Source organism: Neisseria sp. P0021.S007 (assembly GCF_051956855.1).
The window spans coordinates 272,447-292,882 of the sequence record NZ_JBQCXA010000002.1; the positions used below are offsets into that span (position 1 = coordinate 272,447).

At 53.6% G+C, this 20,436-nt stretch carries 21 protein-coding genes and 2 tRNA genes; 7 read left to right on the forward strand and 16 right to left on the reverse strand.

Translation table 11 applies throughout. The annotated features are described in order from the left end of the window. Nucleotides 1–67 precede the first annotated feature (67 nt). The 9 genes from ACTHUR_RS04310 to ACTHUR_RS04350 all read right to left on the reverse strand — a co-directional run bounded on the left by ACTHUR_RS04310 (nucleotide 68) and on the right by ACTHUR_RS04350 (nucleotide 5,943). Complete coding sequence (locus tag ACTHUR_RS04310) at nucleotides 68–835, reverse strand: uracil-DNA glycosylase family protein (protein WP_004518962.1); 768 nt, start codon at nucleotides 833–835, stop codon at nucleotides 68–70. Beyond that, entirely contained in the window at nucleotides 829–1,272 is a 444-nt protein-coding gene (gene rimI, locus ACTHUR_RS04315) for a ribosomal protein S18-alanine N-acetyltransferase (RefSeq protein ID WP_004518961.1), read from the reverse strand. Before rimI ends, ACTHUR_RS04310 begins: the two co-directional genes overlap by 7 nt. Further along, nucleotides 1,269–1,943: a tRNA (adenosine(37)-N6)-threonylcarbamoyltransferase complex dimerization subunit type 1 TsaB gene (gene tsaB / locus ACTHUR_RS04320; protein ID WP_039861921.1), complete on the reverse strand. Its 675-nt coding sequence runs from the start codon at nucleotides 1,941–1,943 to the stop codon at nucleotides 1,269–1,271. Before tsaB ends, rimI begins: the two co-directional genes overlap by 4 nt. A 162-nt stretch (nucleotides 1,944–2,105) precedes the next feature. Beyond that, complete coding sequence (locus ACTHUR_RS04325; protein WP_004518958.1) at nucleotides 2,106–2,780, reverse strand: glutathione S-transferase family protein; 675 nt, start codon at nucleotides 2,778–2,780, stop codon at nucleotides 2,106–2,108. A gap of 8 nt (nucleotides 2,781–2,788) precedes the next feature. Beyond that, complete coding sequence (locus tag ACTHUR_RS04330; RefSeq protein WP_004518957.1) at nucleotides 2,789–3,184, reverse strand: hypothetical protein; 396 nt, start codon at nucleotides 3,182–3,184, stop codon at nucleotides 2,789–2,791. Then, nucleotides 3,185–4,351 (reverse strand): beta-ketoacyl-ACP synthase III, encoded by a 1,167-nt coding sequence (locus ACTHUR_RS04335; RefSeq protein WP_049336655.1) that lies wholly within the window; start codon nucleotides 4,349–4,351, stop codon nucleotides 3,185–3,187. 19 nt (nucleotides 4,352–4,370) lie between these two features. Continuing rightward, nucleotides 4,371–4,616 (reverse strand): GNAT family N-acetyltransferase, encoded by a 246-nt coding sequence (locus tag ACTHUR_RS04340; protein WP_049336668.1) that lies wholly within the window; start codon nucleotides 4,614–4,616, stop codon nucleotides 4,371–4,373. A 34-nt stretch (nucleotides 4,617–4,650) separates the two neighbouring features. Further along, a complete protein-coding gene (locus tag ACTHUR_RS04345; RefSeq protein ID WP_004518954.1) occupies nucleotides 4,651–5,559 on the reverse strand; it encodes a hypothetical protein in 909 nt (302 codons plus the stop codon). Nucleotides 5,560–5,867: 308 nt separating this feature from the next. Further along, nucleotides 5,868–5,943 (reverse strand) — tRNA-Phe (locus ACTHUR_RS04350). 204 nt (nucleotides 5,944–6,147) lie between these two features. On the opposite strand from ACTHUR_RS04350, the gene ACTHUR_RS04355 reads away from it, so the two are divergent. Beyond that, complete coding sequence (locus ACTHUR_RS04355; RefSeq protein ID WP_049336656.1) at nucleotides 6,148–6,708, forward strand: hypothetical protein; 561 nt, start codon at nucleotides 6,148–6,150, stop codon at nucleotides 6,706–6,708. Between the two features lie 47 nt (nucleotides 6,709–6,755). Here the strand turns inward: ACTHUR_RS04355 and coaD are convergent, their stop codons facing one another. The 3 genes from coaD to ACTHUR_RS04370 all read right to left on the reverse strand — a co-directional run bounded on the left by coaD (nucleotide 6,756) and on the right by ACTHUR_RS04370 (nucleotide 8,501). After that, the gene (gene coaD / locus ACTHUR_RS04360) at nucleotides 6,756–7,268 is read right to left on the reverse strand and encodes a pantetheine-phosphate adenylyltransferase (protein ID WP_049345008.1); all 513 of its coding nucleotides are present in this window, start codon (nucleotides 7,266–7,268) and stop codon (nucleotides 6,756–6,758) included. Between the two features lie 106 nt (nucleotides 7,269–7,374). Further along, nucleotides 7,375–8,061 carry a Bax inhibitor-1 family protein gene (locus ACTHUR_RS04365; protein ID WP_049336659.1) on the reverse strand — a complete coding sequence of 229 codons (687 nt, stop codon included), beginning with the start codon at nucleotides 8,059–8,061 and terminating at the stop codon, nucleotides 7,375–7,377. 164 nt (nucleotides 8,062–8,225) lie between these two features. After that, nucleotides 8,226–8,501, reverse strand: a complete 276-nt coding sequence (locus ACTHUR_RS04370) for an oxidative damage protection protein (RefSeq protein ID WP_003682648.1) — start codon at nucleotides 8,499–8,501, stop codon at nucleotides 8,226–8,228. Nucleotides 8,502–8,630: 129 nt separating this feature from the next. Here ACTHUR_RS04370 and glnE point away from each other — a divergent pair, with 129 nt between their 5' ends. Next, the gene (gene glnE, locus ACTHUR_RS04375; RefSeq protein WP_440361227.1) at nucleotides 8,631–11,315 is read left to right on the forward strand and encodes a bifunctional [glutamate--ammonia ligase]-adenylyl-L-tyrosine phosphorylase/[glutamate--ammonia-ligase] adenylyltransferase; all 2,685 of its coding nucleotides are present in this window, start codon (nucleotides 8,631–8,633) and stop codon (nucleotides 11,313–11,315) included. A 90-nt stretch (nucleotides 11,316–11,405) separates the two neighbouring features. Beyond that, nucleotides 11,406–11,918: an SH3 domain-containing protein gene (locus tag ACTHUR_RS04380; RefSeq protein ID WP_049336662.1), complete on the forward strand. Its 513-nt coding sequence runs from the start codon at nucleotides 11,406–11,408 to the stop codon at nucleotides 11,916–11,918. 110 nt (nucleotides 11,919–12,028) lie between these two features. Here the strand turns inward: ACTHUR_RS04380 and ACTHUR_RS04385 are convergent, their stop codons facing one another. After that, nucleotides 12,029–12,250, reverse strand: coding sequence for a hypothetical protein (locus ACTHUR_RS04385; protein WP_049336663.1), 222 nt, complete (start codon nucleotides 12,248–12,250; stop codon nucleotides 12,029–12,031). Nucleotides 12,251–12,574: 324 nt separating this feature from the next. Here ACTHUR_RS04385 and ACTHUR_RS04390 point away from each other — a divergent pair, with 324 nt between their 5' ends. The 4 genes from ACTHUR_RS04390 (at nucleotide 12,575) to ACTHUR_RS04405 (ending at nucleotide 17,280) form a co-directional block, all read left to right on the forward strand. After that, on the forward strand, nucleotides 12,575–13,669 hold the full coding sequence (locus ACTHUR_RS04390) for an FAD-dependent oxidoreductase (RefSeq protein WP_049336665.1): 1,095 nt from the start codon (nucleotides 12,575–12,577) through the stop codon (nucleotides 13,667–13,669). A gap of 168 nt (nucleotides 13,670–13,837) precedes the next feature. After that, nucleotides 13,838–15,901: a glycine--tRNA ligase subunit beta gene (glyS, locus tag ACTHUR_RS04395; RefSeq protein WP_049336666.1), complete on the forward strand. Its 2,064-nt coding sequence runs from the start codon at nucleotides 13,838–13,840 to the stop codon at nucleotides 15,899–15,901. Nucleotides 15,902–16,065: 164 nt separating this feature from the next. Further along, a complete protein-coding gene (gene apbC / locus ACTHUR_RS04400; protein ID WP_036493993.1) occupies nucleotides 16,066–17,145 on the forward strand; it encodes an iron-sulfur cluster carrier protein ApbC in 1,080 nt (359 codons plus the stop codon). Between the two features lie 59 nt (nucleotides 17,146–17,204). Beyond that, nucleotides 17,205–17,280, forward strand: a tRNA-Lys gene (locus tag ACTHUR_RS04405). A gap of 192 nt (nucleotides 17,281–17,472) precedes the next feature. Here ACTHUR_RS04405 and ACTHUR_RS04410 read toward each other — a convergent pair. The 3 genes from ACTHUR_RS04410 to ACTHUR_RS04420 are packed head-to-tail and all read right to left on the reverse strand — an operon-like array spanning nucleotide 17,473 to nucleotide 20,408. Further along, the gene (locus ACTHUR_RS04410) at nucleotides 17,473–18,726 is read right to left on the reverse strand and encodes an ABC transporter permease (RefSeq protein WP_440361228.1); all 1,254 of its coding nucleotides are present in this window, start codon (nucleotides 18,724–18,726) and stop codon (nucleotides 17,473–17,475) included. Next, the gene (locus tag ACTHUR_RS04415; protein ID WP_440361229.1) at nucleotides 18,723–19,637 is read right to left on the reverse strand and encodes an ABC transporter ATP-binding protein; all 915 of its coding nucleotides are present in this window, start codon (nucleotides 19,635–19,637) and stop codon (nucleotides 18,723–18,725) included. Before ACTHUR_RS04415 ends, ACTHUR_RS04410 begins: the two co-directional genes overlap by 4 nt. A 27-nt stretch (nucleotides 19,638–19,664) precedes the next feature. After that, nucleotides 19,665–20,408 (reverse strand): SH3 domain-containing protein, encoded by a 744-nt coding sequence (locus ACTHUR_RS04420; protein WP_440361230.1) that lies wholly within the window; start codon nucleotides 20,406–20,408, stop codon nucleotides 19,665–19,667. Nucleotides 20,409–20,436 lie beyond the last annotated feature (28 nt).

Genomic DNA, 20,436 nt, shown 5'->3' on the forward strand with positions numbered 1-20,436 from the left:
CATTAGGGCGTGTCGAACACGCCCTTTTTTGTTGGTGAAAAACCTGATTTCAGGTTGAACAGAATGTTCAGACGGCCTTGGCCAAAAGCTGTTTCAATGGCTTTAAGATTTGCCATGCCTGCGCTTTGAGTTGCGGCTGCATCAGCAGGCGGGCGGGGTGGGGAATGACGAAATGCGGCCGCTCTGCGCACAATTCGTTCATCAGCCCGATCATGTCGGGGCTGTCGAAGATTTTGCCGAGGAACAATACTGCGCGCGCTTGCGAAGCGGTCAGCTCGTTTTGCATTTCGGCAAGCTCGGAGCGGATGTGTTCGGCATCGGGCAGGGCAGTGAATACGGGCGCGGTTTTGACCCATGCGGTTTTGTGCGCCTGCTCGGGCTTGAGGCCGATGGCGGCGAGGATGTTGTCGAGAAGCGTGCCGACATCGCCGCTAAACAGTGTACCGTGCAGGCTGTCTTCGGTGGACGGGCAAATGCTGACCACCATGATTTCAGACGGCCTGATGGTTACGTCAAGGCGGGGCAGATTGTCTGAATGCGCGGCTTTTTCTGTTTTTGTCGGTGTTTCGGCAATGGCTTTGGGTGCTGCTTCGGGAGCGCGGACAGCCGGTTTGGCCGCTTGCGCAGTAGCGATGGCGGCAGTGCGTGCCTGATGGGCACCTGCGGATAAAGTGCGCACGGTTTGCGCGGTATCGGCAGCAATGGTTTTGGGGCGGACGGGTGCGGCTGATGTTGCGGTTTGAGGCGCGGCATGGATGATTTTGGCGTTTCGGTTCAGCCACATCGGGCCCAAGCCCAAGGCTTCGTGCAGGTGCAGATAGCGGCTGCTTAACATGATTTCTCCATCAATACGGCATCTTCGCTGCCACCGTCGGGCAGGGCGTAGTAGTTTTTGCGGCGACCGCAGGTTTGGAAGCCGTGTTTGCGGTAGAGCTGTTGCGCGGTTTCATTGCTTGCGCGGACTTCGAGCAGCAATCGGGTTGCGTCTTGCTGTTGCACTGCGTTTTGCCAGTGTTGTAGCAGGGCGGATGCAATGCCTTGTCGGCGGTATTCTGGCGCAACGGCAATCAGGTGCAGCTCGGATTCGTCAAACACGGTTTGCCACACGATAAAGCCGGTAATTTGGTGGTTGGTCTGGCTGAGCCAAACGCTGTCGGGATGGTGTTGAACCGCCGACTCAAACTGTTGCGCCGTCCACGACGAGGGATTGCCTTGTGCGTCGATGGCGGCAAGGGTGGGGCAGTCGGCAAGTACGGCTGGGCGCAGGTTCACGGTTTGGCCTTTTGTTGGGCTTGCTCTTGCGCGGTCAGGGCAATTTTGTTGCGGACGTAGAGCAACTCGGCGTGTGCCGCGTCAGTAGCAATATAGCGGCCGCTGCGGGCAAGTTTAAGATAGTCGGCGGCGGTCGGCATATCGGCTTGACCGTCAAAAGGCGGTTTGTCGGCGAGGGCAAAGGCATTACCGATGCCGCCGCTAGGCGTTTGGCCTTCGGGCGCGGCAATGGCGGAGGCTTTGCCAACCGTGTAATCGCTCAAGCGGACGTGGTTTTGCGTATCAAACCATGCGTAGAACACTTCGCCCATACGCGCATCTGTGGCTGCCAGTACACAGCTTGATGGTGGCAACAGCGAAGCGGCGGCATCGAGGCAGGGAATGCCGATCATGGGCGTGTCAAACGGCGTGGCCAAACCTTGTGCAACCGCCGCGCCGATACGCAGGCCGGTAAATGCGCCGGGGCCCTGTGCATAAACGATGCAGCCCAAATCGGCGGCCGTGATGCCTGCTTCTTTAAAGAGGCGCTCGATTTGCGGCAGGATTTGTTCGGATTGCTTGGTGCCGACGTTTTCATGAAACAGGCGGATTTCGCCTTGATGTTCCAATGCGATGGACAAAAAGGATGTGCTGGTGTCGATAGCAAGAGTCGGGCGGTTGTCGGTTGGCATGATGTTATTTTTTAGAAGGATATGGATTGCCATTATAGTGGAACGGCGAGGGGGAACAAAGCATTCGGGCGGCGCTTGGGTAAAAACGCCGTTTGCCGCAAAGCTATTCGATAAGTGAACCAAGGTTTCAGGCCGTTTGAAAACGTTTCAGACGGCCTTGTTTTATTTGTCGAGTTTCAATAAAGGCGAACCTGCTTTTTCAACGGCGCGGCGGTAGGCTTCATGCGCTTCGATGCGCTGCAAATAGGCACGGATATTGGGGTAGTCGGCAAAATCGAAGCGGTCGGCCGCGGCTTGCAGCGGATAGCTCATCATGATGTCGGCACCGCTAAGGCTGTTGCCGACCAACCATTCGCGGTTTTCCAACTCGCTGTTGATGTGGGCAAGATGCAGGGCGGCTTGCGGATGGATAAAGCTGCTTTTGACGCTACTGCTGATTTTGCGGGCAATCGGTTTGACGAAAAACGGCATGGGCGCGCTTTCAATCCGGCGGAACACCAGTCCGAGCAGCAATAACGGCATCAGCGAACCTTCGGCATAATGCAGCCAGCGTTGATATTGCCAGTATTCGCGGCTGCCGCGTTCGGGCATCAGACGACCGTTGCCGTAGGTTTGAATCAGGTAGTCAGTAATCGCGCCGCTTTCCGCCAAGATAAAGCCGTCATCATCCAATAAAGGCGATTTGCCCAAGGGATGGATGGCTTTGAGTTCGTCAGGGGCGAGCAAAGTGTCAGGATGACGGCAGTAGGTTTGCAGGCGGTAGGGCGTACCGAGGATTTCAAGCAGCCAAACAATGCGCAGGGCGCGGGATTGCTCGAGAGAATGTAGGGTAATCATGAGGGACTTTAAATATCGGTTTGTTTGAGGTTGTCTATGCTGATTTGGCAGGCATCGGCGTATTTTTGCAGGGTTTTGGCCGGTAGTTTGGCGAATACTTCGGGGCGGAAATGCCGACGAAGCTGCCATTTCCATACACCTGCCGCCATGGCCAAGCCGGTTTCATCATAACGGCAGCGGAACATATGGTAGTACAGCGGAGAATACTCGCCTTTTTCGACGGCTTCGCGCGCGGCCTGTGTTTGGGCATCGAGTTCACACACTGCCATTTCGGTGGCGTAGGCTTCATCCTGCCAACCGTTGCTGGTGGCCGCTTCGTAGTGGCCGTCGCGGGTGCCGTAGATGACTTTGCGGTGGCCGTGGTAGCTGGCGCTGTTGTCTTGAGGGATGTCGTCAATCTTCATTCAGACGGCCTTTACTGCTTCCAAAAGCATGAAACATGTTGAAAAGCGTCCGCTTTCCGGAACGTAACACAGGATTTTTTGGCCGTGTTCGATGGGGAAAGTGCGCATAAATTCTTCAAGGATGATGTAAATCGAGGCCGAACCCGTGTTGCCCTTGCTATGCAGATTGGTAAACCATTTTCCCTGCGGAATGTCGAAGCCGATATTTTTCAGGCCGTCTGAAAGGCGGTCGCGGAAAAAGCCGGAAGAGTAGTGGGGCAGGAACCAATCGATTTCTTCGGCGCGGATGCCGTGTTTGGCGGCGATTTGGGAGAGGGGTTTTTCCACCGTATAGCGGACGATGTTTTCGTTCAACAGTTTGACGTCCTGTTTGACCGCCATCAGGCTGTGGCGGCGGCCGTAATCGGCATCGGCGTGTTTCCAGCCTTCAAATACGCCGTCGCGGAATTCTGCGCCGGCATACATACAAGGTGGCATTTCGTTGGCGTAGGAAAGCAGGTCTATCCAGCGGATTTTCAGGCTGAGGCCGTCTGAATTGGGGCGGTCGGACAGATACACCGCGCCTGCGCCGTCAGACAGCATCCAGCGCAAAAAGTCTTTTTCAAACCCGATTTCGGGGGACGCGTTTTCCAGTTTTTTATGGTCGGTTTCACTTTGGAACACTTCGCCGCGCATGACCGCCGAAGCGTTTTCGGAAGCAACGGAAACCGCATGTGCGTGTTCGCCGGTGCGTACGGCGTTGTAGGCGTGTTTCATCGCCGCCATACCTGCCGCGCATACGCCTGCCATGCTGAACACTTCGCAAGGCGGCATATCCAGCAAACCATGCACCATTACGCCGTGTCCGGGCATGGTTTGGTCGGGATAGGAAGTGGCGCAGGCCAGGCTGCCGATGGCTTCTGCCGCAACGCCTTGGGCAAACAGGCCGTTGACCGCTTCGGCGGCCAATTCGGCATTGGTGTGCGTCGTGCGGCGGCTTTCGGGGTCGATGGCGTAATGGCGCGACAAAATGCCGTTGGAGCGCAAAATCATACGGCGCACGCGTGAAGGCACATCGCCTGCCATGCCGAGGACGGCTTCCATTTCGTCATTGCCGACAGGGGCGTTGGGCAAAAAGGCAGAAACGCGGTTGAGATAAACGTCTTTGAGTGTGTTATTCGATGTCATGATGTGTTTGTCAAAATAATCAACCGATAAACCGCGCCGCGTAGTCGCAGCTTGCAGTCAACGGGATGTGTTGTGTTTCGGCGTATTCCATCAGCGCGTCCACCAGCAGTTTGGCAATGCCGCGATGACGGAAGTTGGGCGAAACCTCGGTATGGTTTACGTCCCAGCCGCCGTTGTGTTCGGTATAGCTGATATAGCCTGCTTCCAAACCGTCAATGTCGATTTGAAAGCGACGGCGTTCGGGGTAGTGGATAACTTCGGGCATGATGGATTCCTGGTTTGAGGCCGTCTGAAAAGTATTATCTGCCTGACGGTTGCGCATAATAGTCCGCCAGCTTTTTCAGACGGCCTTTGAGCAGTGGATGCAGCAGTTTTTTCAAAATTACGCTGACGGGTAAAACTACCAAAATCATCGCCAATAAAAAGACGATGTAGAAGCACAGCAGCGCACGGCGCAAAAGTGGAGAAATACGGCCTGCCGCCATCAAAAGCTTGCCCCAGACGAAGAAGCTGCGGCCGGCGGCGCGTTCGCTGAAAATCAGTTTTTCATTCACTGTCACCGCGCCCATGTTTTGAAACAGGGTTTCGTCCAAAGGCTGTTGGTTTAACAGTGCATCGCGCAATTTCGCACCAAACCGCGCCGCATCCGCCAATTCTTCTTCAGCAATGCCGGCGGAGGGCAGGGAGCGGAAATAGCGTTTGTCGCCGGTCAGCATCCAGGCGGGCGTGGTAATGAAACTGGCCGCGCTGTTGCAGGCATCGATTTTTACGATGTTGCCGATGAGTTTGGCGCCGTTTTGTTTCAGCAAAGATTTCATTTTCTCTTGCGCGCCCAGCCACATATTGCGGCAGCCGATAAGCGTGATGACCGGTTTGCCGTCCAGCAGGCGGTGCGTTTCTTCGCGTTGCAAAAAGGCGGTCATCGGTTGCGAAGGGGAGAGGAACCAAACGGTGTAGGCAATGGCCACCACATCGTAATTTTCGGACGGAATGTGCGGCGGCAGAATCGGGGCGGGTTTTAAATGGACGGTTTCAGGAAAGGTATCGAAAAAACGCCAAAACGGCCACGGAAACGGAAACGCCTGCTCCGGTACGATATTGACGCAATCGACCTGTATGCCGGCTGTTTGCAACGGCGTGGCAAAATTTCGCGCCAGGCTGGAGAGCTGCCCCGTTTGCGAGTAATGCACAATCAGCACTTTTTTCATTATCTTCCCTGCAATGAGTAAGTTATGGTTGGTTTGGACGGTATTATATAGTAAACCGACCGGCCTTGAACTTTATTCATATTCAGTATGTTCGCGAAGGTTTCAGCCGATTTGGATGGAAGCGCCGTATTCTGTCGGAATGGGGCGGTAAAGCGGATTTTTATGCCATGCCAACATGAACAACGGCCGTCTGAAAATTTTCAGACGGCCTTGTGTGGAAATCGGGACGCATGGTCTGGAATGGGATTTGCGCTAAGTATGGCGTGCAAATCGTATAGATAAAAAAATAACCGCTTCAAGGCGGTTGGTGGTGGCCAGAGGCGGAATCGAACCGCCGACACACGGATTTTCAATCCGTTGCTCTACCAACTGAGCTATCTGGCCTTCGCGTGTTTCGTTGCGAGATGTGAATTAAACCAAATTTCGTTGCCTTGTGCAAGCGGTTGTAGGCTTTATTTTTGAGGCGGTAAATTAAGATTTTGTTTTGTATTGAATTATTTTTCGTTTTAATTGGCGGTTTTTAGGTTTGCCGGTTTGATTTTCAGACGGCCTAAGATACAATCGGCTTTTTTGCTTTGGATTTATGCCATGCTGTATGTGTTTGTTCGTGATATGTGGGATGTTTTGCGTTTGCGCTATCGTTCGCCGGAGACGTATTTGTATTCGCCTTTGGTGATGGCGGCGGTGTTGCTGCTGTTGGGTGTGGTGAATGCGGCCAGCATGTCGCCTTTGTTTGGCAGTGGCGCGGCGGCGGTGTGCCTGTCGGTGATTTTGGTGATTGTGAAATGGTTGGTGTTGAGCCGCTCGATGCGCAAGGTGCTGCATTATTACGGTGCGCCCCGGTTGCCTTTGTGGGGCTTTATTTTGGTGTCTGAGGCTTTGCTGCTGCCGCTGTTGCTGGTGTTGTATGTGCCGGCGTTGGCTGCGTTTGCGCTGCTGTGGCAGGCTTGGGTTTTTGTGGTGCAGGTACGCGGTTTGATGTGGATGGGGAATGCGACGGTAGGCCGTGTTTTGGTGGGCTATCTGTTGTATGGTATCGGCGTGCTGTGTGTGGGTACGGTGATTTTGATGCTGTTTATTGCCGCCGGTTGGTTGGACATGGAAACGTTGAATCAAAACCTGCAGGCGTTGACGTCTGCCCGTAAATAATCAATGAAAATTGGAAGGCCGTCTGAAATGTTCGGACGGCCTTTGTTTTATGTGTTTGTTTCGTGGTCTTGCAGGATTTTTTGATAGACGGGGTCGGGGAGGTAGCGGCCTATCATGTCGCGCCAGCCTTGTGGGCCGACCAGGCCTTTGACCATGGTGGAGGATACTTCGGCTATTTCGCGCGGCGGCATCAGGAAGACGGTGGAGATTTCGGGGGCGATGTCGCTGTTGATGTAGCGCATCGAGCGTTCGTATTCGTAGTCGGCGGCGGAACGGATGCCGCGGACGATAAAATTGGCTTTGGCTTCGCGGGCATAATCGACCAAAAAGCGGTTTTCAAACACGCTGATGCGGACATTGGGGAAGGGGTGGGTAATGGCATCGAGCATGGCGCGGCGTTCTTCTATGGTGTAGGTGCTGCGCTTTTCGGGATTGGTGCCGATGGCGACAATGAGTTCGTCAAAGAGGGATTGGGCTTCCTGTATCATCCACAGGTGGCCGAGGGTGGGAGGGTCGAAGCTGCCTGCGTACACTGCACGGCGCGGAGTGGTCGTGGTCATTTTGGGTTGGGAATGGGGTTTGTGTACGTTCAGGATAGGGGAGTTTGCCGGTGATGTCAAAAATCAAAAAGGCCGTCTGAAATTTCAGACGGCCTTTGCGGCTTTATCAGTCGTCACCGCTAATAGAGATGAGGATTCTCAAGAGGCTGCTGAAAATGTTGTAGATGGAGATGAAGATGGTCAGCGCCGCGCTGATGTGGCTGTCTTCACCACCGTCGATAACGGCACGCACCTGCCACATAATCATCAGGGAACTGAAGACAACGAAGCCGGCCGCGATGGTCAGGCTCAGGGCAGGGATGTTGAGGAAGATGTTGGCCACAACGGCAATCATGAGCACGATGGCGCCGGCACCGAGGAAGCTGCCGAGTTTATTCATATTCATTGTGGTGCGGCGCGCCATGGCGGACATGGTGAAGAAGACACCAGCGGTCATGGCGGCGGCCGTACCGACGATTTGCGCGCCGTTGTTAATCGCCAGGGCGTATTGCAACATAGGGCTGATGGCAAGGCCCATGCCGAAAGTGAAGATCATCAACAGGGCTACGCCGACGTTGCTGTAACGGTTTTTCTCGATCAGGAAGGTCATGCCGTAGAAGAAGCCGAAGAAGGCAGCTAGGGCAATCCAAGATGAACCGAACATGGAGAAAATGTTAAAGCCTGTTTTGGCGGAAAAGAATGCGCCGGCAACGGCAGGAATGAAAGACAGGCCGAGCAGGCGGTAGGTTTTTTGTAGGACGGTATTTTTGGCAACCGAGCCTTGCGAGGTATAGTCGTAAACGTCGTTTTGCATGGCGTTTGCTCCAATATAGATTGAGAATGAATGAAATTTGGATTCTAACAGAGAATCATGGGTTTGTATGATTTATCTGTTCTATTTGCCTAATATGCGGGGCAATCGGGAATTTTAAAGGCCGTCTGAAAATCGGGTTTCAGACGGCCTTGGCTTTTCAATGCTTATTTAGGCTCTTGCGGAACATAGCCTTGTACGGCATCTGCTCCGTCGCCGAAGAAGTATTGTTCCATCTGCTGGGCGAGGTATTCGCGTGCGCGCGGATCGGCAAGGCTTAGGCGGTTTTCGTTAATGAGCATGGTTTGGTGACGGGTCCAAGCCATCCATGCTTCTTGGGAAACGTTTTCAAAAATGCGTTTGCCCAATTCGTTGGGCAGCGGCGGAAATTTCATGCCTTCGGCTTCTTTGCCGAGTTTGACGCAGTGAACCATACGGGTCATGGCGGTTTCCTTATGTGGGGGTTGCAAAGGTTGGTATTTTAGCCGATTGCACGGATAGGGGAAAGCGTGGGTTTCAGACGGCCTGAAACCTTGCTATGATGGTCTTTTCTGTTTATTCAGGCAAAGATTATGAACCGCCTCGATACTGCCCGCCGTTATTCCCTTTTTCTCGCCCGTAATCTTGATTCCGGCAAACTCAAGCCCGAAATTTTCCTGCCTATGCTGGACAAGGCGTTGACCGAAGCTGATTTTCAAGCTTTTGCCGATTGGGACAAAATCCGCGCGGAAGAAAACGAGGAAGAATTAGCGCGGCAGTTGCGCGAGTTGCGCCGTTATGTCGTGTCGCAGATTATCGTGCGCGATATCAACCGCATCAGCGATTTGAACGAAGTAACCCGTACGATTACGCTGTTTGCCGATTTTGCCGTGAATACTGCGTTAGACTTTTCTTACGCCTATTATCAGGATATGTATGGTACGCCGATCGGGCGTTATACGAAATCGCCGCAGTATTTGAGCGTGGTGGCGATGGGCAAGGCGGGCGGCTATGAGTTGAACGTGTCTTCCGACATCGACTTGATTTTCGTCTATCCCGAATCGGGCGACACCGACGGCAGGCGCGAACGGGGCAATCAGGAGTTTTTCACCAAAGTCGGGCAGAAATTGATTGCGCTGCTGAATGACATCACCGCCGACGGGCAGGTGTTCCGCGTCGATATGCGGCTGCGGCCGGACGGCGATTCGGGCGCGCTGGTGTTGAGTGAAACCGCGCTGGAACAATATTTGATTACGCAAGGGCGCGAATGGGAACGCTATGCGTGGTGCAAAGGCCGCGTGGTTACGCCGTATCCGAACGACATCAAAGCGCTGGTACGCCCCTTTGTGTTCCGCAAATATCTGGATTACAGCGCGTATGAAGCGATGCGCAACTTGCACCGCCAAATCCGCAGCGAAGTTAGCAAAAAAGGCATGGCGGACAACATCAAACTCGGCGCAGGCGGCATCCGTGAAGTTGAATTTATCGCCCAGATTTTCCAGATGATACGTGGCGGCCAAATGCGCGCGCTGCAACTGAAAGGCACGCAAGAAACGCTGAAGAAACTTGCCGAGCTGGGCATCATGCCGTCTGAAAACGTCGAAACCCTGCTTGCCGCCTACCGCTTCCTGCGCGACGTCGAACACCGACTGCAATACTGGGACGACCAGCAAACCCAAACCCTGCCTGCCTCACCCGAACAGCAGCAACTGCTCGCCGAAAGCATGGGTTTCGACAGCTACGCCGCCTTTTCAGACGACCTCAACATTCACCGCACCAAGGTCAATCAGTTGTTCAACGAAATTTTGAGCGAACCCGAAGAACAAACCCCCGACAATAGCGAATGGCAGTGGGTATGGCAGGAAAAGCCCGACGAAGAAGAGCGGCAAGGCCGTCTGAAAGAACACGGGTTCGATGCCGAAACCATCGCCGCAAGGCTAGACCAAATCCGGCACGGTCATAAATACCGCCACCTCTCCGCACACGCCCAGCCGCGTTTTGACGCCATTGTGCCGCTGTTCGTACAGGCGGCGGCCGAGCAACCCAATCCGACCGATACGCTGATGCGGCTGTTTGATTTCCTCGAAAACATCAGCCGCCGCTCCGCCTATCTCGCCTTCCTTAACGAACATCCGCAAACCTTGGCGCATCTGGCACAAATCATGAGCCAAAGCTCATGGGTGGCGGCGTATCTGAGCAAATACCCGATTCTGCTGGACGAACTCATCAGCGCCCAGCTTTTGGATACCACGTTTGACTGGCCGGCCCTTGCCGCCGCACTTTCAAACGACCTCAAAGCCTGCGGCGGCGATACTGAAGCGCAAATGGACACATTGCGCCATTTCCAACACGCCCAAGTCTTCCGCCTCGCCGTTCAAGACCTTGCCGAATTGTGGACGGTAGAATCACTTTCCGATCAACTCTCCGCACTTGCCGACACCATCCTCGCCGCCGCTGTGCCATGCGCGTGGGCGGATATGCCCAAAAAACACCGCGACACGCCGCAATTTGCCATCATCGGCTACGGCAAACTGGGCGGTAAAGAGCTCAGCTATTCCTCCGACCTCGACTTGGTCTATCTTTACGACGACCCGCATTCCGATGCAGGCGACGTTTACAGCCGCCTTGCCCGCCGCCTGACCAACTGGCTTTCCGCCGCCACCGGAGCAGGCAGCCTCTACGAAACCGACCTGCGCCTGCGCCCCAACGGCGACGCCGGCTTCCTCGCCCACAGCATCGCCGCCTTCGAAAAATACCAGCGCGAAAACGCCTGGACGTGGGAACACCAGTCCCTCACCCGCGCCCGCTTCATCTGTGGCACACCCGAAATTCAGACAGCCTTCGACCGCATCCGCACCGAAATCCTCACCGCCGAACGCGACCAAACCGCCTTGTCAGGCGAAATCATCGAAATGCGTGAAAAAATGTTCCCTACCCATCCGCCGGTTGACAGCAACGTCAAATACGCGCGCGGCGGCGTGGTCGACGTCGAATTTATCGTCCAATATCTGATACTTGCCCATGCCCGCCAGTATCCGCAACTCCTCGATAATTACGGCAACATTGCCTTGTTGAACATCGCTGCCGACTGCGGCCTCATCGACAAAACTCTCGCCGAACAAAGCCGCACCGCCTACCGCTTCTACCGCCAGCAGCAACACAACACCAAACTGCGAGATGCCAAAAAAACCGAAGTAACGGACGAATTGCTGACCCACTACGACAACGTGCGAAAACTATGGCGGGAAGTATTCGGGGTAGAAGTGAAATTCGGATAAGCAGGCGGGCGTATTCAGCGTCAAAGCCTGCACGGCAACATAATTTACCGCTACAACAAACTCACTCTAAACATATAAGGAAAACCAACCATGAAGAAAATAGCACTGTTTTTAACGGTTTTACTGTCGTCGGCCGCAGCCCAAGCCGCTGATTACTTTTTGCCTTATACCGAATGCGATGGCTCTGCAAACGTTCGTGCCGCTCCTGATACACGCAGCAAAATCATGACCGTACTGGATTATGAAAGCAAAAAACATAAAATACTCAGTAAACAGGGTAAATGGTTTCATATTCAATTAGACGGACACCGTACAGGCTACGTCCATCAGAGCCAAGGCTTTATCGTGCACAATTATGTTGTCGCCAGCCCTGACGAATCGGCAAACGTCCGTAACAACAGCTACCCCGAAGAACCGATCAGGCAAGGCGAAATCATCAAAACACTCCCAAACGGAACACGTGTACAGATCGCCCCAGCCTTCAGAAAAGGCGACTGGTTGTGGTACAGCAATCAGGGAGCTCACACAGAAAAAGACGAGTATGGTCATCATATTTCGATTCAGGGTTATATCCATAAAAGTCAACTTCGACGCGTGGAGTAATAAACAAGCAATTTATCCGATAAAGCATACTTTCGGACATAAAGTAGATACTGTTTTGCCGAAGATATAAAAAAGGCCGTCTGAACTTTTCAGACGGCCTTTTATGGTATTTATTCTTCTTCCTGTTCTGCTTCTACCTCTGCAGGTTTTTCAAGGAAATTGCCTGCCAACCACAGTAAAGCGCCACTACCTGTAATGCCTGCTTTAATCCATAGGGCGGTATCTTCGCCCCATTCGTAAATCCAGGCCAAGACTTTGGGGACGGCGTTCATATAATTCAAACCGAATGCCAATACGCCGAGGATAAATAAAGTACTGCCCAAGCTTTTCATCATTATTCCTTATAAAATCAAATGGGTGCATCAAAGCCAATCAGCAGGTGCAATGATGTTGAGTGAATGTAAATATGTCAAAAGATGGCATTATAGTAGGTTTTATGTAAGGAAGATATTTTTATAAAAGCTGATTGGCAGTCTGAGGCGATGGGTAACTGCTTGCAGAGGGAGGGATTCCGTCTGTTTGTTTATAAGTTATCGGCTTGATCTGGGCAATCATGATATGCAAAAACTTTTCTCATTTTCTGTCGATATTGTGATACAGCAAAACAAGTTCTAAAATATGCTGCTTATTTATATATTAAAAACAAGGAGAAACTGATGTCTAAGGTTGCGGTACTCGGTGGCGGTCTGTCGGGCCGTCTGATGGCGTTCCAGCTGGCAGAGCAGGGCATTTCGGTCGAGTTGTTTGAGAAAGGCGAACGCAAAGGCGCGCAAGCCGCCGCTTATGTTGCCGCGGCCATGTTGGCGCCGTCTGCCGAAGCGGTGGAGGCAACGCCCGAAGTCATCCGTTTGGGCAGGCAGAGTTTCGCGCTGTGGCGCGGTATTTTAGGCCGTCTGAACACGCCGGTGATGATGCAGGAAAAAGGCAGCCTGATTGTTTGGCATACGCAGGACAAGCCGCTTTCTGCCGAGTTTGCCCGTCATTTGAAGCGCGGCGGCGTGGCGGAACATGAAACCATACGTTGGAACGCAGATGAAATCGCGGCAAACGAGCCGCAACTGGCAGGGCGGTTTTCAGACGGCCTGTATCTGCCGGTGGAAGGACAGTTGGACGGACGGCAGGTATTGAATGCGCTTGCCGATGCTTTGGAATCAATGAATGTGCCTTGCCATTGGTTGTGCGAACGCGAAGTCGAAGATTTGGCGGCGCAATACGATTGGGTCATCGACTGCCGCGGTTATGGTGCAAAAGCAGCGTGGAACAGGCCGTCTGAAAGCCAATTGCGCGGCATACGCGGCGAAGTGGCGCGCGTTTACGCGCCAGAAGTCGAGCTGTCCCGCCCCGTGCGCCTGCTGCATCCGCGCTATCCTTTGTATATCGCGCCGAAGGAAAACCATATTTTTGTGATTGGTGCGACCCAAATCGAAAGCGAAAGCCAAGCGCCGGCCAGCGTGCGTTCCGGTTTGGAACTTTTGTCCGCGCTGTATGCCGTGCATCCGGCCTTTGGCGAGGCAAACCTTTTGGAACTGGCCACCGGCCTGCGCCCGACGTTAAACCACCACAATCCTGAAATCCGCTTCAACCGCGAACGCCGCCTGATTGAAGTCAACGGCCTGTTCCGCCACGGCTTTATGATTTCCCCGGCCGTGACCGGCGCAGCCGTGCGTTTGGCCGGTGCGCTGTTTGCCGGAAGCGACATTCCCGAAAGCGACGAAACCAGCGGTTTGCCGTATATCCGCGCTGCGAATTGAAGCCGTTGCGGACGAAGTTGCTTGAAAATCGGGCAAATTGTTTGTGAAAGACAGCCACAGGCCGTCTGAAAATGATAAAATCGCCGTCAATTCAATCAACCTTGCGTCTGAAAACCGCATGATGCCGTTTTCAGATGCCAAACCAATTTCCTATTTAACGATAAGCACATGACAACCCAAACCCTCTTAATCGAACTTCTCACTGAAGAACTCCCGCCAAAGGCCCTCAATAATCTGGGCAACCATTTTGCCGCTTCCGTTGCCGAAGGCTTGGAAAAAGCGCAACTAATTGACGGCGAGGCCGAATACACTGCCTACGCTTCTCCGCGCCGTTTGGCCGTTCAAGTCAAAAACGTGAAGGCCGTTCAAGCCGACCAAAAAATCGTGAAAAAAGGCCCGGCCGTGGCCAATGCCATGAAGGACGGTGCGCCGACTAAGGCTTTGGAAGGTTTTGCGCGCGGTGCGGGTGCGAAAATCGAAGACCTAACCATCATCAACGACGGCAAGCAAGACGTGTACGCCTACGAGTACGTCCAAACCGGCAAACCATTGGGCGAACTCTTGGAAGACATCATCAATGCCGCAGTGAAAAAATTGCCGATTCCGAAAGTCATGCGTTGGGGCAGCAGCACATTCACCTTCGTGCGCCCTGTCCACGGGCTGATTGTGCTGCACGGCGGCGAGATCGTGAACGTCAGCGTTTTGGGCCTGCAAAGCGGCAATCAAACCTTGGGACACCGCTTCCTGTCCAACGGCGAAATCACCATTGAAAACGCCGACAGCTACGCCGCACAAATGCGCGAGCAAGGCAAAGTCGTAGCTTCGTTTGCCGAGCGCAAAGCTGCGATTCAGACAGCCTTGAACGAACAGGCAGGTCGTCTGAAAGCGACCGTTGCCGCCGATGAAGCCTTGTTGGACGAAGTGACTGCATTGGTCGAATGGCCTGTGGTATTGGAAGCCGGTTTTGAAGAACATTTCCTCGCCGTGCCGCAGGAATGCCTGATTCTGACCATGCAGCAAAACCAAAAATACTTCCCGCTGCTCGACCAAAACGGCAAGCTGATGAACCGCTTCCTGCTGGTCTCCAACCTGCAAACCGAAGACCCGTCGCACATCATCCAAGGCAACGAACGCGTTTTGCGTGCGCGCCTGTCTGATGCCGAGTTCTTCTACAAGCAAGACCAGAAAGCGACTTTGGAAAGCCGCCTGCCCAAGCTGGCAAACGTGGTTTATCACAACAAAATCGGTTCGCAGGCCGAACGCATCGAACGCCTGCAAAGCATTGCCGCCCACATCGCCAAAGCACTGGGCGCAGATGCCGCCGCAGCCGAACGCGCCACGCGTCTGGCAAAAGCCGACTTGGTGACCGAAATGGTCGGCGAGTTCCCCGAACTGCAAGGTACGATGGGCAAATACTACGCCCGCTTGGACGGCGAAACCGAAGAAATCGCCGAAGCCATCGAGCAGCACTACCAACCGCGTTTTGCCGGCGACAACCTGCCGAACGGCAAAGTCGCTACTGCCGTTGCGCTGGCCGACAAACTGGAAACCTTGGTCGGCATTTGGGGCATCGGTCTGATTCCGACCGGCGACAAAGACCCCTACGCCCTGCGCCGCGCTGCCTTGGGTATTTTGCGGATGCTGATGCAGTATGGCTTGGACGTGAACGAGCTGATTCAGACGACCTTCGACAGCTTCCCCAAAGGTTTGCTCAACGAAAAAACGCCGTCTGAAACCGTCGACTTCATGCAGGCGCGCCTTGCCGTGTTGCTGCAAAACGACTATCCGCAAGACATCGTCGCCGCCGTACTCGCCAAACAGCCGCGCCGTTTGGACGATTTGACCGCCAAACTGCAAGCCGTTGCCGCGTTTAAACAACTGCCCGAAGCCGCCGCGCTCGCTGCCGCCAACAAACGCGTGCAAAACCTGCTGAAAAAAGCCGATGCCGAGTTGGGCGCGGTTAACGAAAGCCTGTTGCAACAAGACGAAGAAAAAGCCCTGTATGCCGCCGCGCAAGGTTTGCAGCCGAAAATCTCCGCCGCCGTTGCCGAAGGCAATTTCCAAACTGCTTTGTCCGAACTGGCTTCCGTCAAACCGCAAGTCGATGCCTTCTTCGACGGCGTGATGGTAATGGCCGAAGATGCCGCCGTGAAACAAAACCGTTTGAACCTGCTGAACCGTTTGGCAGAACAAATGAACGCAGTTGCCGACATTGCGCTCTTGAGCGAATAAGGCCGCGTTTCAGTTGACCCGTTTTTCAGGCTGCCCGATGATTCAGGCAGCCTGAAGTTTTTCGGGCGTATCCCTTACATGGCGTTCAAGGGTATAATTCAGCAGATTTGTCAGGCAGGCAAATCGCGCACATCAAACAATTTCCCACATTCAAGAGGCAGATTATGAATATTCCAGCCATCCGAACCGCACTCGATGCCGTGTTGATTCCCACCACAATACGCACTTTGGGCAGCGAAAAAGCCGTTTCGCTTCTGGAAGAGCGTTCAGACGGCCTGCATATCGGCCTGAAATTCGCGTTCCCGGTTGCCCATATTGCCGCAGACATTGCCAACGCCGTTCAAGAAGCCGTCATTTCGCATACCGGTGATACCCACATTCACTTGAGTATCGATACCGAAATCGGTACGCATAAAGTCCAACCCGGCGTAGCAACCATCAAAGGCGTGAAAAACATCATCGCCGTAGCATCGGGCAAAGGCGGCGTCGGCAAATCAACGACCACTGCCAACCTTGCCACCGCAATGGCCAGAATGGGCGCGCGCGTCGGCGTACTCGATGCCGACCTGTACGGCCCAAGTCAGCCCACCATGCTCGGCGTACAAGACCGTAAACCCGACCAACAAAACAAAAAACTCATTCCCGTTGAAGCCGAAAGCGGCATTCAAGTGATGTCCATCGGTTTTCTGGTCGATACCGACCAAGCCGTCGTTTGGCGCGGCCCGATGGTCAGCCAAGCCTTGCAACAACTTATGTTCCAAAGCGAATGGGACAATGTCGATTATCTCTTCATCGACCTGCCACCCGGTACCGGCGATATCCAATTGACCCTGTCGCAAAAAATCCCCGTAACCGGCTCCGTTGTCGTGACCACGCCGCAAGACATCGCCCTGATTGATGCACGCAAAGCCGTGGATATGTTCAACAAAGTCAATATTCCGATTTTGGGCGTTTTGGAAAACATGTCTGTCCATATTTGCACCAACTGCGGCCATGCCGAAGCAATCTTCGGCGCAGAAGGCGGCAAAAACTTGGCAGAGCGTTTGAATGTACCGTTGCTCGGCCAACTTCCATTGAGCCTGCCTGTACGCGAAGCCATGGACAGCGGCACATCTTCTGCCTTGTTTGAAAACAACCAAACCATCGCCGACATCTACACCGAAGCCGCCTTCCAAATCGCACTGGCCATTGCCGATAAAGGCAAAGACTTCAGCAGCCGCTTCCCGAAAATCGTCGTCGAATAAAAAAGTTTAAAAAAGGTGTTGACAGCTGTGTGCTCCATCTCTATAATGCACAGCTTATCGGGTCGTTAGCTCAGTCGGTAGAGCAGCGGACTTTTAATCCGTTGGTCGAGCGTTCGAATCGCTCACGACCCACCAAATATGAAAACCTGCTTTGAAAAAAGCAGGTTTTTTTACGTTTGGATTTTAGGATTTTGTTGAACATATTTTGTTATTGAAACAATTCATAGCATATCAAGCATCAGGCCGTCTGAAAGTATTTTCAGACGGCCTGGAGTTTTATAGGAATGGTTTTGAGAAATAAGTTTTCTACTTAGGGCAGACAAACGTTTAAAACCTTACCTGCGTCTGCAACTGCTTACGATAAACCAATACGGCAGCAGTCAATGTGGAAAAAGAGAACGCTGACAGTAGAAGCAGATAACGGCCGATTCCGTCCAGTCCGCTGCGGTTGAGCAGCAATTCTTGAAAAGCCTTCAAGCCCCAAGCCATCGGGGAAATCCAAGTGAGTTGCTGCATGGTTTCGGGCATGACGTGTGCAGGCACCATAATGCCGCCGATTGCCGCCATCAGGATAATGCCGCCGCCGCCGAGTACGACGGCGTGTTCGGTAGATTTGGCGCAGACGCTGATTAACAGCGCGTAGCCGAGTGCGGCGGCACTGACGGCAGCGGACAGCAACGCGTAGGGAACAAGGCTGCCATTGAGTATGAGGGCGGGCACGCCGATTTCAGGCAGCAGGTAGCGGCCGAGCAGCAGCATTCCGACAAACTGAAGCTGGTTAATCAGGAAATAGGGGACGAGCTTCGCCGCAATCAGGCCGAATGCGGAAGCACGGGCGAGGCGCAGGCGGGTGATGGTGTTGGTTTGGCGTTCCAGCGCCATGACGTTCGATAGCGGTATCATGATGAAAAACATACCGAAAATCAGCCATGCGGGTACACTGTGCTGTACGGCGTTGGGTTTTTCCACCGTGCCGCTGCCTACGCTCAGATAGTGTTCTTCCAGCATTTTTTTATCTAAAAAGCTGCGCACGGCGGCGAATTGTTCGTCGTTTTTTTCATCCACTTTTTTCTGGATGTCTTTGCGGATGGAACGAGGCAGTTTTTTATTGTCGATTTTGATGCCGTCATTGTTGTCGAAATAAGCGTCCAGCCGCGTTTCAGTGTAGTGCTGCTGCAAAACGCCTTTGACAGCCGCCAGCCATGAAGGCTCGGTATCGGGCGGTACATAGATTTGCAGGGCTTTGTCGTCGGCGATTTTGCCGGAAGCGGGGTTCGGGTTGTGCAGCACCAGTTGGAAACGTTTGTCGTGCAGGCCGTTTTGCGCGTCGGTCAGTTTTTCAGACGGCATCAGTGTGACATGGATTTGCTCTTTTTCCAGCGCAGCGGCCAGCGCGGTATTGATACTATCGTTTGCTATGCCAACCAGCGCGATACGGCTGTCGGTGTGCGGATCTTGGTCGCGGCTCAGCGCCAACGACATAATCAGCATGAAGGCGATGGGCATCACAAACAACACGGCCAAACCGTGCAGGTCGCGGCAGAGCAGTTTGAGTTCTTTGAGGAGGGAGGAAATCGTCATTGTGGGTTTTGCTTATCTGTTGCTGGCTCGTCTTTGCGCAGGAAATCAAGGTAAAACGTTTCCAGCGAACCGTGTCCCTGCTGGAAGTAGCGGATTTGCGCGCCGCTTTGTTGCAGGGTGGCGTAAACGGCGGCGGCATCGTGCGCCGTTTCCATCATGCCGCGGCTGTCTACTTGTTTGGCACCTAAGGCGATCAACGTCTGAGGCGGCAACGGCGGTTCGACAGTAAAACGCACAATACCGGTTTGCGTACTTAAAAGCTCGTCCAAACCACCGTGGTACACCAGCTTGCCGTGTTGCAGCAGCGCGATTTTGTCGCAAAGCTGCTCAATTTCCGACAGATAGTGTGAGGTATAAACCACCGTTACTCCCTGCCGTGTCAAATCCGCCACGCTGTCGAGGATAAAGCGGCGCGACTGCGGGTCGATGCCTACCGTGATTTCGTCAAGGAACACCAGTTGCGGCGTGTTAATCAGGCCGATAGCAAAATTCAGACGACGTTTAAGCCCGCCCGAAAGATGCTTTGCCGCCTTGTTTTTGTGGGCGGTCAGGTCGGTCTGTTCTAGAAGCGCATTCAGACGACCCTTGTCGCGCACTTTGTAAAGCGAGGCGAAAAACAGCAGGTTGTCCCACACGGAAAGCTGCGGATAAAACGCGAAATCCTGCGGCACCAAACCGATTTTCTGCCGCTCGCTACGGCTTAACAGACGCAATGGCTTGCCGTCAAACAAAATCTCGCCCTGCCGTACTTCCTGCAAGCCGGCCAAAAGCGACATCAGCGTCGTTTTCCCCGCACCGTTGTGGCCGAGCAGCCCCAAACATTCGCCGTCGGCAATGTCGAACGACACATTGTCCAGCGCGGCAGTTTCGGCTTTGGGATAACGGTGGGAGAGGGATTGGATTTGAATCATGGTTTCAGACGGCCTTTCAAGCGATATTTAAATCGCAGCACCCCATAAATAACGGCGCTGGAATTTGCCGTCCTTAAATATAAAGCAGACGCCGAAGGGAGCGCCGTCCGAACCTTGTCTGCCAAACAGATAAAGCGTCTTATCGCTGCCGCGGTAATAGGCTTCCCAGCCTTGATATACATTGCTGCCGCGTGCGGTGGCAGCAAAATCGGGCGAGAACAGTCCTTGCAGTTCGGCAGCGGGAACCGCTTGACCGTTTAGCGTGATACGTTCAAGCGCGAACACGCTTTTGGGAATGTCGTAGTCTGTACCATAGAAAGGTTTGCCTCGATAGAGCCGCGCGGTGTATTTGTCTTTGTTGATGCCCGAGAAGTCGCTGAGTTTTGGATGGATGCGGCGGGCAACGATGTGTACCGTTTGTCCGCTACCGGACAAAGTCAGCGTATCGTCGCGACTGGATTGTTCGCGAAGACGGACGAAGCTTTTATCGGCGGCGGGAAATATCAGACGGCTGTAATGGATGAAACCGTAGTCTTCTGCGGCGGGTTGTTGCAGCTGGGCAGTACAGAAACTCAGGCTGCCTTCGCCGCCATCACCCAGACATTCCAACGGCGTGCCGTTGGGAATTTTTGCCAAGACTTTGGCATTCAAATCGGGGCTTTCGCGCAAATTGGTGTGTCCGTCGGCATCATGAACCAAGGCAAAGCCATTTTGCGGCGCGGCATGGGTCAAGGCGGAATACAAAAATAAGACAGTAGCTAGGTAACGCATTTTTAATTTCTTTTAGTTTTCAGACGGC

What these genes read in the sequence shown, in the direction of transcription:
- ACTHUR_RS04310 (WP_004518962.1), bottom strand. Translation starts at nt 835, where the DNA reads ATGTTAAGCAGCCGCTATCTGCACCTGCACGAAGCCTTGGGCTTGGGC.
- tsaB (WP_039861921.1), bottom strand. Translation starts at nt 1,943, where the DNA reads ATGCCAACCGACAACCGCCCGACTCTTGCTATCGACACCAGCACATCC.
- ACTHUR_RS04325 (WP_004518958.1), bottom strand. Translation starts at nt 2,780, where the DNA reads ATGATTACCCTACATTCTCTCGAGCAATCCCGCGCCCTGCGCATTGTT.
- ACTHUR_RS04330 (WP_004518957.1), bottom strand. Translation starts at nt 3,184, where the DNA reads ATGAAGATTGACGACATCCCTCAAGACAACAGCGCCAGCTACCACGGC.
- ACTHUR_RS04335 (WP_049336655.1), bottom strand. Translation starts at nt 4,351, where the DNA reads ATGACATCGAATAACACACTCAAAGACGTTTATCTCAACCGCGTTTCT.
- ACTHUR_RS04340 (WP_049336668.1), bottom strand. Translation starts at nt 4,616, where the DNA reads ATGCCCGAAGTTATCCACTACCCCGAACGCCGTCGCTTTCAAATCGAC.
- ACTHUR_RS04345 (WP_004518954.1), bottom strand. Translation starts at nt 5,559, where the DNA reads ATGAAAAAAGTGCTGATTGTGCATTACTCGCAAACGGGGCAGCTCTCC.
- ACTHUR_RS04355 (WP_049336656.1), top strand. Translation starts at nt 6,148, where the DNA reads ATGCTGTATGTGTTTGTTCGTGATATGTGGGATGTTTTGCGTTTGCGC.
- coaD (WP_049345008.1), bottom strand. Translation starts at nt 7,268, where the DNA reads ATGACCACGACCACTCCGCGCCGTGCAGTGTACGCAGGCAGCTTCGAC.
- ACTHUR_RS04365 (WP_049336659.1), bottom strand. Translation starts at nt 8,061, where the DNA reads ATGCAAAACGACGTTTACGACTATACCTCGCAAGGCTCGGTTGCCAAA.
- ACTHUR_RS04370 (WP_003682648.1), bottom strand. Translation starts at nt 8,501, where the DNA reads ATGACCCGTATGGTTCACTGCGTCAAACTCGGCAAAGAAGCCGAAGGC.
- glnE (WP_440361227.1), top strand. Translation starts at nt 8,631, where the DNA reads ATGAACCGCCTCGATACTGCCCGCCGTTATTCCCTTTTTCTCGCCCGT.
- ACTHUR_RS04380 (WP_049336662.1), top strand. Translation starts at nt 11,406, where the DNA reads ATGAAGAAAATAGCACTGTTTTTAACGGTTTTACTGTCGTCGGCCGCA.
- ACTHUR_RS04385 (WP_049336663.1), bottom strand. Translation starts at nt 12,250, where the DNA reads ATGAAAAGCTTGGGCAGTACTTTATTTATCCTCGGCGTATTGGCATTC.
- ACTHUR_RS04390 (WP_049336665.1), top strand. Translation starts at nt 12,575, where the DNA reads ATGTCTAAGGTTGCGGTACTCGGTGGCGGTCTGTCGGGCCGTCTGATG.
- glyS (WP_049336666.1), top strand. Translation starts at nt 13,838, where the DNA reads ATGACAACCCAAACCCTCTTAATCGAACTTCTCACTGAAGAACTCCCG.
- apbC (WP_036493993.1), top strand. Translation starts at nt 16,066, where the DNA reads ATGAATATTCCAGCCATCCGAACCGCACTCGATGCCGTGTTGATTCCC.
- ACTHUR_RS04410 (WP_440361228.1), bottom strand. Translation starts at nt 18,726, where the DNA reads ATGACGATTTCCTCCCTCCTCAAAGAACTCAAACTGCTCTGCCGCGAC.
- ACTHUR_RS04415 (WP_440361229.1), bottom strand. Translation starts at nt 19,637, where the DNA reads ATGATTCAAATCCAATCCCTCTCCCACCGTTATCCCAAAGCCGAAACT.
- ACTHUR_RS04420 (WP_440361230.1), bottom strand. Translation starts at nt 20,408, where the DNA reads ATGCGTTACCTAGCTACTGTCTTATTTTTGTATTCCGCCTTGACCCAT.